13 protein-coding genes are annotated in these 14,316 nt (G+C 45.7%); 5 read left to right on the top strand and 8 right to left on the bottom strand.

The features are described from left to right. Window positions 1-3: 3 nt before the first annotated feature. From sdhA to sdhC, 3 genes are read right to left on the bottom strand one after another with little or no spacing between them, the layout of a single operon-like run. A complete protein-coding gene (sdhA, locus tag LNL84_RS02530) occupies window positions 4-1,770 on the bottom strand; it encodes a succinate dehydrogenase flavoprotein subunit (RefSeq protein WP_244354995.1) in 1,767 nt (588 codons plus the stop codon). Continuing rightward, window positions 1,771-2,118: a succinate dehydrogenase, hydrophobic membrane anchor protein gene (gene sdhD, locus LNL84_RS02535; protein ID WP_244354997.1), complete on the bottom strand. Its 348-nt coding sequence runs from the start codon at window positions 2,116-2,118 to the stop codon at window positions 1,771-1,773. Further along, a complete protein-coding gene (sdhC, locus tag LNL84_RS02540) occupies window positions 2,112-2,504 on the bottom strand; it encodes a succinate dehydrogenase cytochrome b556 subunit (protein ID WP_244354999.1) in 393 nt (130 codons plus the stop codon). The genes sdhD and sdhC overlap by 7 nt, the downstream gene beginning before the upstream one ends. Before the next feature lie 394 nt (window positions 2,505-2,898). Here sdhC and LNL84_RS02545 point away from each other — a divergent pair, with 394 nt between their 5' ends. Further along, window positions 2,899-4,188 (top strand): citrate synthase, encoded by a 1,290-nt coding sequence (locus LNL84_RS02545; protein ID WP_244355002.1) that lies wholly within the window; start codon window positions 2,899-2,901, stop codon window positions 4,186-4,188. Window positions 4,189-4,273: 85 nt separating this feature from the next. Here the strand turns inward: LNL84_RS02545 and LNL84_RS02550 are convergent, their stop codons facing one another. Beyond that, window positions 4,274-5,032 (bottom strand): Nif3-like dinuclear metal center hexameric protein, encoded by a 759-nt coding sequence (locus LNL84_RS02550; protein WP_244355004.1) that lies wholly within the window; start codon window positions 5,030-5,032, stop codon window positions 4,274-4,276. 124 nt (window positions 5,033-5,156) lie between these two features. Here LNL84_RS02550 and LNL84_RS02555 point away from each other — a divergent pair, with 124 nt between their 5' ends. Continuing rightward, complete coding sequence (locus LNL84_RS02555) at window positions 5,157-5,927, top strand: DUF1853 family protein (RefSeq protein WP_244355006.1); 771 nt, start codon at window positions 5,157-5,159, stop codon at window positions 5,925-5,927. Window positions 5,928-6,005: 78 nt separating this feature from the next. Here the strand turns inward: LNL84_RS02555 and thiI are convergent, their stop codons facing one another. From thiI to pomA, 3 genes are all read right to left on the bottom strand, one after another. Further along, window positions 6,006-7,454, bottom strand: coding sequence for a tRNA uracil 4-sulfurtransferase ThiI (thiI, locus tag LNL84_RS02560; protein WP_244355008.1), 1,449 nt, complete (start codon window positions 7,452-7,454; stop codon window positions 6,006-6,008). A gap of 217 nt (window positions 7,455-7,671) precedes the next feature. Further along, a complete protein-coding gene (locus LNL84_RS02565; RefSeq protein WP_244355010.1) occupies window positions 7,672-8,604 on the bottom strand; it encodes a flagellar motor protein MotB in 933 nt (310 codons plus the stop codon). A 28-nt stretch (window positions 8,605-8,632) separates the two neighbouring features. Then, window positions 8,633-9,397 carry a flagellar motor protein PomA gene (pomA, locus tag LNL84_RS02570; protein WP_244355012.1) on the bottom strand — a complete coding sequence of 255 codons (765 nt, stop codon included), beginning with the start codon at window positions 9,395-9,397 and terminating at the stop codon, window positions 8,633-8,635. Window positions 9,398-9,692: 295 nt separating this feature from the next. Between pomA and xseB the strand changes: the two genes are divergently transcribed. Genes xseB through dxs form a run of 3 tightly spaced genes read left to right on the top strand, consistent with a single transcriptional unit; the run spans window position 9,693 to window position 12,729 of the window. Then, the gene (gene xseB / locus LNL84_RS02575) at window positions 9,693-9,935 is read left to right on the top strand and encodes an exodeoxyribonuclease VII small subunit (protein ID WP_244355013.1); all 243 of its coding nucleotides are present in this window, start codon (window positions 9,693-9,695) and stop codon (window positions 9,933-9,935) included. Window positions 9,936-9,956: 21 nt separating this feature from the next. Then, complete coding sequence (gene ispA, locus LNL84_RS02580) at window positions 9,957-10,841, top strand: (2E,6E)-farnesyl diphosphate synthase (protein ID WP_244355014.1); 885 nt, start codon at window positions 9,957-9,959, stop codon at window positions 10,839-10,841. 22 nt (window positions 10,842-10,863) lie between these two features. Beyond that, window positions 10,864-12,729 carry a 1-deoxy-D-xylulose-5-phosphate synthase gene (gene dxs / locus LNL84_RS02585; RefSeq protein ID WP_244355015.1) on the top strand — a complete coding sequence of 622 codons (1,866 nt, stop codon included), beginning with the start codon at window positions 10,864-10,866 and terminating at the stop codon, window positions 12,727-12,729. A gap of 146 nt (window positions 12,730-12,875) precedes the next feature. On the opposite strand, the gene gltX is transcribed toward dxs, so the two are convergent. Continuing rightward, window positions 12,876-14,303 carry a glutamate--tRNA ligase gene (gene gltX, locus LNL84_RS02590; protein WP_244355016.1) on the bottom strand — a complete coding sequence of 476 codons (1,428 nt, stop codon included), beginning with the start codon at window positions 14,301-14,303 and terminating at the stop codon, window positions 12,876-12,878. Window positions 14,304-14,316 lie beyond the last annotated feature (13 nt).

The following is a 14,316-nucleotide window of genomic DNA, read 5'->3' on the forward strand; positions in this document are numbered from 1 at the left end:
CTCTTAGTACGTGCGAGCTTTAGGTGGGAAAGCATCACGGTGTACTGGCTCCATATTAACAGCACGCTTAGACATTGACTCGGTCTCAGGGTTGTAGACTGAGTGGCATAACCACTGTTCATCATCACGTTCAGGGAAATCAAATCGAGCATGTGCACCACGACTTTCGGTACGATAGTTCGCCGCAACCGCCGTAGCAAATGCTGTTTCCATCAAGTTTTCGAGCTCTAGGCACTCAATACGTTGCGTGTTGAACTCTGTCGACTTATCTGAAAGGTGTGCGTTATTCAAACGCTCACGGATAACTTTGAGCTCTTCAAGGCCCTTCGCCATGGCATCCCCTTCACGGAAAACCGAGAAGTTGTTTTGCATACACTGTTGAAGGTCTTTACGGATCTGTGCCGGATCTTCGCCACCTGTACTATTTTCCCAGCGATTGTAACGCTCAAGAGAACGCTCAATATCAGCTTGTGTCGCAGGTTTGGCATCCGCTTGCTTCTTCAAAGTCTCACCCAGGTGTAGACCCGTCGCTCGACCAAATACCACAAGGTCTAGCAATGAGTTACCGCCCAAGCGGTTGGCACCATGTACCGATACCGATGCAATTTCACCGCACGCAAACAAACCTTGGACTTCAACATCAGCACCGCTATCGTCTTGCTTAATAGCTTGACCAGAAACTTGAGTTGGAACTCCACCCATCATGTAGTGACAAGTAGGTATAACTGGGATTGGTTCCTTCACTGGATCTACGTGTGCAAATGTGCGAGACAGTTCACATACTCCTGGCAGGCGAGACTCTAGTGTGTCTTTTCCGAGGTGATCGAGTTTAAGCTTAATATGAGGACCCCATGGGCCGTCACAGCCGCGGCCTTCACGGATTTCGATCATCATCGAACGTGCCACAACATCACGGCCAGCAAGATCTTTTGCGTTTGGTGCATAACGCTCCATAAAGCGTTCGCCATCTTTATTTAATAGATAACCACCTTCACCACGACAACCTTCTGTGACCAGAACACCCGCCCCCGCAATACCGGTTGGGTGGAACTGCCACATTTCAATATCTTGCATTGGAACGCCAGCGCGAATTGCCATACCAACACCATCGCCAGTATTAATATGCGCGTTAGTCGTTGAAGCGTAAATACGGCCTGCACCACCTGTTGCTAAGATGGTTGCTTTGGATTTGAAGTAACAAACTTCTCCGGTTTCCATGCAAAGAGCGGTACAGCCTAAAATGGCACCGTCTTCATTTTTCACTAAATCAAGCGCATACCACTCAGAGAAGATGGTCGTCTTGTGTTTGATATTCTGCTGGTACAGGGTGTGTAACAACGCATGACCTGTACGGTCCGCCGCGGCCGCTGTACGCGCCGCCTGTTCACCACCAAAGTTTTTTGATTGGCCGCCAAACGGTCGTTGATAAATTGAGCCATTGTCAAAACGAGAAAACGGTAGCCCCATTTTCTCAAGTTCAATAACAGATTCAGGACCGTTTTTGCACATGTACTCGATAGCATCTTGGTCACCGATGTAATCAGAACCCTTAACTGTATCGTACATATGCTGTTCCCAATGGTCTTCATGGGCATTACCCAGAGCAACGGTGATACCACCTTGCGCAGACACGGTATGAGAACGAGTAGGAAATACTTTTGAAAGAAGAGCACAGCTTAGGCCTTGCTCTGAAATTTGTAGAGCGGCACGCATGCCCGCGCCACCAGCGCCGATTACAACAGCGTCAAACTCTCTAACTGGAATAGTCACTTACGCACCCCACAGAATAAAGAAACCAGAAAAGAAGTAGCTAAGAAGAATAGAGATAACCACTAACAATAGTGCACCTCTCAATTTGCTACATTTGATATAGTCTGTCAGTACTTGCCACAAGCCAATCCAAGCGTGAATCAGCACTGAAACAAGTGCGAGCATCGTAAAGACTTTTGTGAATGTGCCACCAAAGAATTGTGACCAAGAGATGTATGAGATATCTCCCGAGAATGCGCAGAAACTCACAATATAGATGGTGTATAAGGTCATTAAAATGGCCGTAGCACGAATAAGTAAGAAATCGTGTACGCCGTTGCGACCGACTGAAGATACGTGTTTTACCATACCAAAATCCCCGCAAGAAGTGACAATACTGCCGTCACAATGAACGATACTTTCGCGCTTTTAGCTCCAGATTCGAGCTCTTCAAAATATCCCAGATCCATACAAAGATGGCGAATACCACCAACGATATGATAGGAAAGCGCTGTCAGTATTCCCCACAATATGAATTTTACGAAAAAGCTATCGATGATATCGGCAGCTTCCATAAATCCCATTGGAGAGGACAAAGACATGGACAGTAACCATAGTAGAATGCCAACCGCAACAAACGTTATCACACCCGACACACGATGTAGGATGGATGATATTGCTGTAATCGGAAAGCTTATTGTCTGTAAATCTAAATTAACAGGTCTGGACTTTCTTTCTTTCACGGGCTTGCTCACTCAGCTCCTTTGAAGCATTTATTGTTATGAATGAATTTCAGCCTCTAATCCTTAAAAGTTAACATTAAATTAACAAATATCCCGAATACCTCTCGAGTTAATTGTAAATGAGTTGTTAACAACCAATGAGATTCCAACTCCTCACTCTAGTTGTTACCCTTGATTTTATAAGGTTTTGGCCAACAATTTCTTCGCCACTATACGGCTGGCAACATTCTAATACAATTGTTGTAACAAAATATGCTACACAGAACAGATTTTTAACGTTTTTTGTATAAAAAACCCTAACAAGTGCACACAAAACCGCATAAAAATTGACTTTGAGCACGAAGCCGAGTAAAAAATTGGCACATAAACGTCCTGGACGGATTAATAATAAACAAAGGAGATTGTTATGTCGGATAAGAAAGCGACCCTTCATATTGAAGGCCTAGCGCCAATCGAACTACCAATTATGAATGGCACTGTAGGCCCTGAAGTAATCGATGTTCGCAAGCTAGGAGCCAACGGCTACTTCACTTTTGACCCCGGTTTTCTTGCCACTGCTTCCTGTGAATCACAAATCACTTACATCGATGGCGGCAAAGGTGTTTTGCTGCATCGTGGTTTTCCAATTGATCAATTAGCAAATAACGCAGATTACCTAGAAGTTTGTTACATCCTGCTGGTTGGCGAAGCTCCAAGTCGTGCTGAGTACGAAGACTTTAAACAAATTGTTATGCGCCATACTATGGTTCATGAACAAATCGCCAGCTTCTTCCACGGTTTCCGTCGTGACGCTCACCCAATGGCGGTTATGTGTGGGGTGGTTGGTGCTCTTGCGGCTTTCTACCATGATTCACTTGATATTAATAACGATAGTCACCGCGAAATCGCAGCATACCGTTTGATTTCAAAAATGCCAACGCTTGCAGCTATGTGTTACAAGTACTCGATTGGTCAACCGTTTATTTACCCAAGAAACGACCTCACTTACGCTGAAAACTTCCTGCACATGATGTTTGCTAACCCGTGTGAAGAGTATGAAGTGAACCCTGTTGTTGCTCGCGCTATGGACAAAATCTTTACGCTCCATGCCGATCATGAACAAAACGCATCAACCTCAACGGTTCGTCTTGCAGGCTCATCGGGTGCCAACCCATTTGCTTGTATCGCTGCAGGTATCGCATCTCTATGGGGCCCTGCGCACGGTGGTGCAAACGAAGCGTGTCTGCGAATGCTTGAAGAAATAGGTTCTGTTGACAACATTGCTGAATACGTAGAGAGAGCAAAAGATAAAGATGACCCGTTCCGCCTAATGGGCTTTGGTCACCGCGTTTACAAAAACTACGATCCTCGTGCGACAGTTATGCGTGAAGCATGTCACGATGTGCTTAAAGAGCTTAACATTCAAGATCCACTACTCGATGTTGCTATGGAACTTGAGCGTATCGCTCTTTCTGATGAGTACTTCGTTGAGAAGAAACTGTACCCGAATGTTGATTTCTATTCAGGTATCATTCTTAAGGCGATTGGTATCCCTGTTTCAATGTTTACCGTTATCTTTGCCTTGTCACGTACCGTTGGCTGGATTGCTCACTGGAATGAAATGCACAGTGACCCAGATAACCGTATCGGTCGTCCTCGCCAGCTATACAAAGGTGAGCCAATGCGCGATTTTAAACCGCTACACGAGCGCGAATAAGCTGGTCGAAATTCAGTGTTAACCCAGTAAAAAAGAGTGGCATTTAGCCACTCTTTTTTTGTTTTTGTTCGTTGCATCTCAAGCTCTAAACTGGATTGTCAATATCAACAAACTCAACATCCAATCCATGCTCTTTGGCCAACCATTCACCAAGAGCTTCAATGCCGTAGCGCTCCGTTGCATGATGGCCAGCAGAGAAGTAGTGAATCCCCATCTCACGTGCAGTGTATGTGGTACGCTCAGACACTTCGCCAGAAATAAACGCGTCTAGGCCGTGTGACGCAGCCAGTTCGATATAATCCTGGCCACCACCCGTGCACCAGCCTATGGTTGAGATCATTTTATCTTCGCCACTTGGAGCAATGTGCAGCGGTTCGCGCTGTAAGGCCTTACTGATGCGCTGTGACAGTGCTTGTGACGACATAGGCGCAGATAAACGCCCATACATCGCAACAGATTGTGGGTGCCCTTCAAGGCCGCCTTCAACCTCGATACCCAGCAATTTCGCGAGCCGGGCGTTATTGCCCAATTCTGGATGAATATCAAGGGGTAAGTGATAGCCAAACAAGTTAATATCATTTTTGACTAAACTGCGAATTCGTCGACCTTTCATACCACGAATCGCTTCTGGCTCTCCCTTCCAAAAATAGCCATGGTGAACCAAGATAGCATCAGCGCCAACCTCAATAGCATGATCAATCAAAGCTTGTGATGCGGTGACACCAGTCACGACTTTCTTGATGTCGCGACTGCCTTCGACTTGTAGCCCGTTTGGGCAATAATCTTTTATTAGTTGAGGAGAAAGCTTTTCATTGAGCACCGCTTCTAACTTCAAATTGTTCATGTGGGATCCTGTTGTTTTTGCAATGTTTTGATTATATACCCAAGACTTGCTCGCTGAAATGGATTGCTTGAGGTAAATTGGTGAGAGAGCGTCGATCCGTATAAATACGTAATAAGAGAGTGATATGTCCGATTCTGATTTGCCCACCTTCGCCACCTGGATTGAAACATCAAAAGGACTAGTGTCCGGTGACAGTCGTATCGCTAAAACCTTTCCAGTCATGGGTTATAGCTATGACACTCTCAACACCCACTATAATGGCAACCCGAGGCTTGGTTTCTTGTACCAAGAGCTATGCAAGCGCCTATTTGACGACCACCCACACTACCAGATGATTGCCGAAGAAGTTCAATTGCAACAAGATAAACGAACTATCGGTGCGATTGATTTCTTGCTTAAAAACACAGAAGAAAACCGCGTTGAACACTGGGAAGTGGCGATTAAGTTTTACCTGTTGAAACAAGGGCGATGGTATGGCCCTAATGCCAAGGATCGTTTAGACATTAAGCTTTCGCGCATGCTAGAGCATCAGTTAACAATGACCAATACCAAAGCCTTTCAAATCCTATTTCCTGAGTTTGAGCAAATCACCAAACATCTATTAATGCAGGGTCGCCTCTACGTTAACCCTTTTGAATCTGAAGATGTCCCAACCAACTGTTTAGGACTGCCAATCGAACAACAAAACATAACGGGCTTGTGGTGCTATCAGAGTCAATTCACGCAAATAACTGAGCCGCTGTACAAGTTAAAAAAGCCTTACTGGGCAACAGGCTTGAAATGCGTCACTGACCTTACTCCAATAATAGAGCCCCCGGAGCACTTTATACACTGCCAATCTAAATCCGGTCAGTTTTGGTTTATAGTCCCTGATGATTGGCCTAATAACGTATAGCAAAAGACACAGGTGGCACTGTCAGGTACAAAAAAGGCTCCTAAATCAGGAGCCTTTAAATTAGTAAGTCAACATCGACTACGGACGGTAAACTTTGACGTTTTCGAAACCTTGTTCTTGTAGATACAATGCTTGCAAACGGCTCATGACACCTCGGTCACAATACAGCAAGTAGGTCTTTGATTGATCCAAATCCCCAAACTTGGTGCCTAGCCTAAAGAATGGAAGGTGCTGAACCTCAACGCCCTCAAGCTCTAATGGGCTCTCTTCCTCTTCTTCTGCACTGCGAATATCCAGTACAACAGCATGTTCTTCAACGGCTTGAACTTGCTCGACTTCTGGTGCTTGTTCCTGGCTTTGTTTTTCAATGTCACGAATGTCGATCATCCGTGACTCAGCAACAACCTGATCTAAAATAGCAAAGTCAAATTTCGCTTCTTCCGCTTCCAGTTTCTCTTTGATCGCTTTAACTGTTGGCTTTTTAGAAATTACACCACAGTATTCTGGCATAGTTTTCGCGAAATCCTCTGTACCGATCTCACGAGACAAGTCAATGATGTCTTCTTTATCCCAATTAATTAGTGGGCGAAGAATCAGGGTATCAGTTACCCCGTCGATGTGGCGAAGGTTTGTCAGTGTTTGGCTAGAAACCTGACCGAGCGCCTCACCCGTGACCAAAGCTTGAATGCCAAACTTCTCTGCCAGCATACCTCCAGCTCGCATAAACATACGTTTAAGCACAACGCCCATTTGGCCATCATCGACTTTCTCTAAAATCTCAGCCACAACAGGTTCAAAGTCGACCGAAATGAACTTCACCTTTGCTGATGAGCCGTATTTATTCCAAAGGAAGTGTGATACTTGCTTCACACCAATTTCGTGGGCTGGGCCACCTAAATTAAAGAAGCAATAATGCGTTTTGGAGCCGCGCTTGATATGAAGATAGCTAGACACGCCCGAGTCGAAGCCACCGGAAATCAAACTCAACACATCTTCTTGTGTGCCAAGTGGGAATCCACCAAGTCCTTTATGACGAGCAAGGACTTGGTTCAATTTATCGTTAGCGATCTCGATGTTAACCGTAACGTCAGGCTTGCTCAGTTTGACCTTTGCACTTTCGATAGCTTGATTTAAGCCTCCGCCAACATAACGCTCTAACTCGATGGAGGTAAAGTCATGCTTACCGCGGCGCTTAGCTCTCACTACAAATGTTTTGTTCTCTAGGCGGCTACCGCTTAACGCTAATACCTGCTCATATATATCATGCATGTCTTCAAAGTCAGATTGCTGAACTTCTAGTACATGATGGATACCTGGCGTATGAGTCAATATATTAAGTACTTCATCACGATACTCGGATGAAGTTGAAGTCACTTCAATGTGATCACGTCGATTGTAAACCGCTACCGACTCAGTGCGGCGTTGCACAATAATTCGGATATTACATTCTAAGATCTTAGTAAAACGTTTACGGACCGATTCACTTTTTACAAAAATCTCTGGATGGGGTTTAACGATAAATCTCATAGTTTCTTCACATCTCACTGGAATGCTGTCTGAGCTGACAGTAGGAAAGTATTTATTAATACTGTAGTACATTAATGACCGCTATTAAGAGTCACCATAGCAACAAAGTTGAAAGGCAAAAACGATCACAAGGCTAAATTAGGCGCAAGTATACACAAGAAAAACAACAACACCAAAGCAAGCTTTGGTGTTGTTGTTTATTCATCTTCACGATCTTTTATCGAACGGTGGGTACTTCTTCAGAATAAACAGGCTCGCCCTGCATAATGCTGATTTCTACTCGGCGATTTCGAGCTCGCTGCCTGTCATTGTCATTTGGAACTAAAGGTTCAGTGTCCGCAACCCCAAGTACACGCAGTCGCTGGTGAGAAAAGCCCTTCACTTTTTCCATTTCCTGGGCAACAGACACCGCGCGTTGCGATGATAAATCCCAGTTAGAACGGTAAAGTTCAGAATCTAAAATCTGGTCGTCGGTATGACCGGAGACCCGCACCTGGCCAGGAATATCTTTAACCAGGTCAGCGACTTGGCGAACCAAAGGTCGAAATTTGGGCTGCAAATAGGCTGAGCCTTCTGGGAATGCCCCTTTTTCTTGAATACGAATAACCAGTTGTTGTCCCAAGTTCTCAACTTCAACAGCCCCTTGGATAATCTCACGTTGCAGCGCTTTTTTTATGATCTCTTCAAGTTTCTCAAGATCTTCAGCTTGCTCCATTTTTTCAGAAGTGGCGGTGCCTATCTGATCTTTGCGAGACTTACTGGCGGTTTGTCCGCCTGTGTTTTTACCTTCGTCTTTCTGTATGCCTCCGGCACGATCCGACTCTCCCTCATGAAACTCCAAAGTTTGCTGAGTAATATCTATCGTCTGCTGCATGATGACATCGATCGGGGTCGGCTCAGGTCTACCAGGGCGAAATTCCTGAGCGATAATGCTAGTTCCTTTAGGAATATCTTTGACTTCTAGACGGTTTTGTACACCAAACGCAAACTTCATGGAGCCTGCGATTTGTTTAAACTTAAGGACATCCATTTCTGAGAACGACAACAAAAGTACAAAAAAGCACATCAGCAAAGACATCAAGTCTGCAAATGTTCCCATCCACTGTGGTAGACCGGGAGGAGGACATTTGCATTTTACTTCTTCTTCCATCTCACTACTCCACCATTAGCACTTTGAGTTACTCAGCATCTAGGTCAAGAACTCGTTTGCTTTCATTGAGGTAGTTTTTAAGGTAACTATCAATGACTCTCGGGTTCTGCCCATCTTGGATTGCAAGCACCCCATCCATAATTAAGCGGCGATTGAGTTTTTCTTGCTCGCGGCGCAAAGAGAGTTTATCTGCAATTGGGAAAAACAACATGTTGGACAATATCGCCCCATACAACGTTGTTAACAAGGCTAAGGCCATTGCAGGACCAATTGACTTAGGGTCATCCATGTTTGATAGCATTGCCACCAGACCAATCAGCGTGCCGATCATCCCCATCGCAGGTGACACCTCACCAAAGGCACGAAACACTCCAGAGCCTTTTAAGTGACGTTCATCGGTCAAAGCAATGTCTTTTTGCATCGCGCTGCGTACTACTTCTGCATCGTGGCCATCAACGAGTAGATCGATGCCTTTTTGCATAAAGCTATTGTTGATATCCATCTCTTCTAGCGCGAGAAAACCACCTTTTCGAGCCGCATCTGCCATTTCGACAATCTTGGCAATGAGGTCCTCTGGTTCATCCGTTTTGAATATGAAAGCTTTTCCAGCAATTTTGGTAGCACTAAAAAACTGGCTGATAGTGAACTTCATCAACACCACAAACAGAGATCCACCAACAACGATAAACACTGACGTTGTATCGTAGTAAGTCATGATGCTGCCACCAAGTACCATCGCAATGGTAATCGAGGCTATACCACCAATTAAGCCAATCAGAGTTGCTAAATCCACTCAACACCCCATATCGTTATTATTAAAATTCGCTCTACAGCATATAGTGGTTATCGACCGGACTGGAGGATCTTTAATAAAAATCTTGGTCAGCACATCACATTTTTTAATAATGTGCAGCCCAATCAGTGCTAACTCGCCACCGCCAAGGCCGATTTACCGTACACAATTTAAAGACTAATTCGAAGATAAGACAGATCCAGCCAACATCTTTACTACATTTTTAACAGTTGAGATTTGACCCTGTGGCTAGCCTAAGGTAACGTTCGGTCATTCTAAAAAAAGTGTGTATATTATGGCGACCAAAAAACCTGAAAATATGGCATTCGAAGCGATGGTCGAAGAACTCGACGATCTGGTAGAACAATTGGAAAATGGCGACCTGTCGCTTGACGACGCACTTAAAAAGTTTGAACGAGGCATCGCTTTGGCTCGCGCAGGCCAAGTTAAACTCAGCGACGCCGAGCAAAAAGTCAGTATCCTTCTAAGTAAAGACGACACTGCCGAGTTACAAACTTTCAGCGACAAGCACGATTAATATTCAAAAGTGAGTTACCCCATGATCGAGACTTTGCAGTCTTATCAGAATCGAAATAATGCGCAGCTTCAAAGCTGGCTAAACAATCTGCCTCATCAACATCAGGCTCTTACCCAAGCAATGCGATACGGCCTGCTGCTTGGTGGTAAAAGAGCACGTCCTTTCCTCGTTTACGCCACTGGCGAAATGCTGGGATGTGATATTGCAGACTTAGACGCACCTGCAGCTGCCATCGAATGCGTTCACGCTTATTCATTGATTCACGATGATTTACCCGCGATGGATGACGATGAGCTACGACGAGGCCAAGCAACTTGTCATAAACAGTTTGATGAAGCCACGGCGATTCTCGCAGGTGATGCTCTACAAACTCTCGCCTTCACGATTCTTGCCGAAGGTCGGTTAGCCCCCAATGCTGAGAGCCTAAGAATTGACATGGTGAAAAACTTGGCCAGTGCTTCGGGCGCATCAGGTATGTGCATTGGTCAGGCTCTGGATATTGAGGCTGAAGGGAAAATGGTTGGTATTGATCAGCTTGCCGAGATCCATCGTAATAAAACTGGCGCACTGATTAAATGTGCGGTTCAGCTAGGCGCACTGGCGGCAGGTAAAAAAGGCCGAGAGGTATTACCGAGTCTCGAACGATTCGCCAACGCAATTGGTTTGGCCTTTCAGGTGCAAGACGACATTTTAGATATTACCAGCGACACAGAAACATTGGGTAAGCCGCAAGGCTCTGACCAGCAGCTTAACAAAAGCACCTACCCTGCTCTGCTAGGGCTAGAGGGTGCTCGTCAAAAAGCACAAGCACTTTTTGAAGAAGCGCTTTGTGCTTTGGATGCAATCCCCTACAATACGCAATTACTCGAAGATTTCGCCCGATATGTCATCGAGCGCAAGAACTAACATAAAACAAGCGCTGAATACTATGACACTTGATATTTCAAAATATCCAACACTGACTCTAGCCAATACGCCAGAAGAGCTGCGATTGATGCCCAAAGAGTCACTGCCTAAGTTATGTGAGGAGCTTAGGACTTACTTATTGAACTCGGTGAGCCAGTCTAGTGGCCACCTAGCTTCAGGTCTCGGCACCGTTGAGCTTACGGTGGCGTTGCACCATGTCTACAACACTCCATTTGATCAACTCATCTGGGATGTCGGACATCAAGCGTACCCGCATAAAATCTTAACCGGGCGTCGTGAGAAAATGCCCACCATTCGCCAGAAAGATGGTTTACACCCGTTTCCTTGGCGTAAAGAGAGCGAATACGACGTATTGTCGGTGGGACACTCTTCGACATCAATCAGTGCCGCGCTAGGCATTGCGATCGCCGCTCAAAAAGAAGGCAAAGATCGCAAAGTCGTGAGTGTTATTGGTGACGGCGCTATAACGGCTGGGATGGCATTTGAAGCGTTGAATCACGCTGGTGATGTACACTCGGATATGTTGGTCATTCTTAATGACAACGAAATGTCGATCTCTGAGAATGTCGGCGCGTTGAACAACCACTTGGCTCAAGTACTTTCTGGTAGCCTTTATACCTCAATTCGTGAAGGCGGTAAAAAGGCGCTATCTGGCCTGCCACCAATAAAAGAACTCGTTCGTCGAACTGAAGAGCATTTAAAAGGGATGATCGTCCCTGGAACACTGTTTGAAGAACTTGGTTTCAACTACATTGGCCCAGTGGATGGCCACGACGTCAATGAACTCATAAAAACGCTGACAAACATGCGAGAGTTGAAAGGCCCTCAATTTCTGCACATCATGACCAAAAAAGGCAAAGGTTATGAGCCAGCAGAAAAAGACCCAATAGGCTATCACGGCGTACCAAAATTTGACCCGTCACATTCAAGCCTTCCAAAAAGCAGCTCGAGCAAGCCAAGCTACTCGAACATTTTTGGTGACTTCTTATGTGATATGGCGGCGCAAGATCCGAAACTCATGGCCATCACACCTGCAATGCGTGAAGGCTCAGGTATGGTTCGATTTTCAAAAGAGTACCCTGAGCAGTACTTTGATGTCGCTATCGCTGAGCAGCACGCTGTGACACTGGCTACGGGCATGGCGATCGCTGGTGAGCACCCCATCGTCGCTATCTACTCGACCTTCTTGCAACGTGGCTACGATCAGTTGATCCACGATGTGGCCATCATGGATTTGCCTGTCATGTTCGCCATCGACCGTGCTGGTCTTGTCGGGGCAGACGGCCAGACGCATCAGGGTGCCTTTGATTTGAGCTTCATGCGCTGCATTCCGAATATGGTGATCATGGCGCCAAGTGATGAGAATGAATGTCGCCAGATGCTTTATACTGGTCACAAGCACACTGGCCCAAGTGCCGTTCGCTACCCTCGTGGCAGCGGGAATGGCACCACGCCAGAAACAGAGTTTACCGCGCTGGAAATAGGCAAAGGTCGAATGGTTCGACAAGGTGAGAAAGTGGCAATTTTGTCTTTTGGAACCTTCCTAGACAACGCGCTTCAAGCCGCAGAAAACCTTAATGCAAGTGTTGCCGACATGCGATTTGTTAAGCCACTTGATGAAGCGCTTATCAAAGAGTTGTGCGCAAACCATGATGTGATTGTGACACTTGAAGAAAATGCCATTGCTGGCGGCGCTGGTGCGGGTGTGATCGAATACATGATGAGCGAAAAACTAATGAAGCCAGTACTCAACCTTGGCCTTCCTGACAAGTTTATTGCCCAAGGAACTCAAGACGAACTGCACGCTGAGCTTGGGCTTGATGCCGCTGGTATTGAAGCATCAATCCTCGAATACCTTGCGAAATAATAGTTCTTCTAAGCAACAATGAAAAAAGCGACCTGATGGTCGCTTTTTGTTTACCTGAGCAGCCAGATGTTCATAAAAAAACCGCAACCTAGGTTGCGGCTTTATAAATCACTGGCCTATTTTAGTACTAAACCATCATAACGCGACTATGCGTTGGCTTCACGTTCAGCAATGAACTCAAGCGCCATCTTGATACGAGCGATGACGCGCTCTTTGCCGATAAGCTCCATCACAGCATCAACTGAAGGTGATTGACCACCACCCGTTACCGCAACGCGAAGAGGCATACCAATTTTACCCATGCCAATTTCAAGCTCTTCACAAACAGCTGCAATCACATTGTCTTTTATATTCGCCGTCGTCCACTCTTCCAAAGCTTCCACTTTCGCTAAAGCCGCTTCCAAAGGACCTTTCGCTACGCCGCGCAAGTGCTTCTTCGCAGCGCCAGCTTCAAACTCAGAGAAGTCTTCATAAAAGTAACGAATTTGTTGTGCCAGCTCAACAAGCGTGTTGCAACGCTCACCCACTAGCTTAATCACTTCAGTAATCGCAGGGCCGTTTTCGGTGTTTAGCTTCTGCTGATCTAGATGCCATTGCAGGTGCTTCGCAACATATTCAGGCTCTGATGTTTTGATGTAATGGTTGTTAAGCCACAACAGCTTGTCAGTGTTAAATGCAGATGCAGACTTAGAGATCGCATCTAGTGAGAACAAGTTAACCATCTCTTCTTGTGAGAAGATTTCTTGGTCGCCATGAGACCAACCTAGACGAACCAAGTAGTTATTTAGTGCATTTGGCAGATAACCTTCGTCGCGATACTGCATCACAGATACCGCTCCGTGACGTTTTGACAGTTTAGCGCCATCATCACCAAGAATCATCGCACAATGCGCAAAGGTTGGTACTGGCGCACCCAGTGCTTCATAGATGTTGATTTGACGTGGGGTGTTGTTGATGTGGTCTTCACCACGAACAACGTGAGTGATACCCATATCCCAGTCATCCACAACCACAACAAAGTTGTATGTTGGCGCACCGTCGGTACGGCGAATGATCAGATCATCCATTTGGCTGTTTGAGATTTCGATGCGACCACGGATCTGGTCATCAAATACTACACTGCCTTCTTTTGGATTGCGGAAACGAATCACGCAAGGGTCACCCTCTTTCGCTGCGGCGTTTGCTGACACAATTTTAGGGTGGTTTGCATCGTAACGAGGGATTTCCTTGTTGCCTTCTTGTTCTGCACGGATCTCTTCAAGCAGTTCTTTAGAAGCAAAACACTTGTATGCTTTGTCTTCAGCAAGCAGCTTATCAACCATCTCGTTATAGCGATCAAAACGCTTTGATTGGAAGTATGGTCCTTCGTTCCACTCCAGGCCCATCCATTGCATACCCTCAAGGATCGCATCAACAGCTTCTTGAGAGTTACGCTCAAGGTCAGTGTCTTCAATACGCAATACAAATTCACCGCCTTGGTTCTTTGCATAAAGCCATGAATATAGTGCTGTACGCGCACCACCAACGTGAAGATAGCCAGTCGGGCTTGGAGCAAAACGAGTTTTAACCGTCATTGAATATACCTTA

This window comes from Vibrio gelatinilyticus (assembly GCF_022836845.1).
Taxonomy (GTDB): Bacteria; Pseudomonadota; Gammaproteobacteria; order Enterobacterales; family Vibrionaceae; genus Vibrio; species Vibrio gelatinilyticus.

Coding starts and splice junctions, on each gene's coding strand:
- sdhD (WP_244354997.1), bottom strand. CDS start 2,118: ATGGTAAAACACGTATCTTCAGTCGGTCGCAACGGCGTACACGATTTC.
- LNL84_RS02545 (WP_244355002.1), top strand. CDS start 2,899: ATGTCGGATAAGAAAGCGACCCTTCATATTGAAGGCCTAGCGCCAATC.
- LNL84_RS02550 (WP_244355004.1), bottom strand. CDS start 5,032: ATGAACAATTTGAAGTTAGAAGCGGTGCTCAATGAAAAGCTTTCTCCT.
- LNL84_RS02555 (WP_244355006.1), top strand. CDS start 5,157: ATGTCCGATTCTGATTTGCCCACCTTCGCCACCTGGATTGAAACATCA.
- thiI (WP_244355008.1), bottom strand. CDS start 7,454: ATGAGATTTATCGTTAAACCCCATCCAGAGATTTTTGTAAAAAGTGAA.
- LNL84_RS02565 (WP_244355010.1), bottom strand. CDS start 8,604: ATGGAAGAAGAAGTAAAATGCAAATGTCCTCCTCCCGGTCTACCACAG.
- xseB (WP_244355013.1), top strand. CDS start 9,693: ATGGCGACCAAAAAACCTGAAAATATGGCATTCGAAGCGATGGTCGAA.
- ispA (WP_244355014.1), top strand. CDS start 9,957: ATGATCGAGACTTTGCAGTCTTATCAGAATCGAAATAATGCGCAGCTT.
- dxs (WP_244355015.1), top strand. CDS start 10,864: ATGACACTTGATATTTCAAAATATCCAACACTGACTCTAGCCAATACG.
- gltX (WP_244355016.1), bottom strand. CDS start 14,303: ATGACGGTTAAAACTCGTTTTGCTCCAAGCCCGACTGGCTATCTTCAC.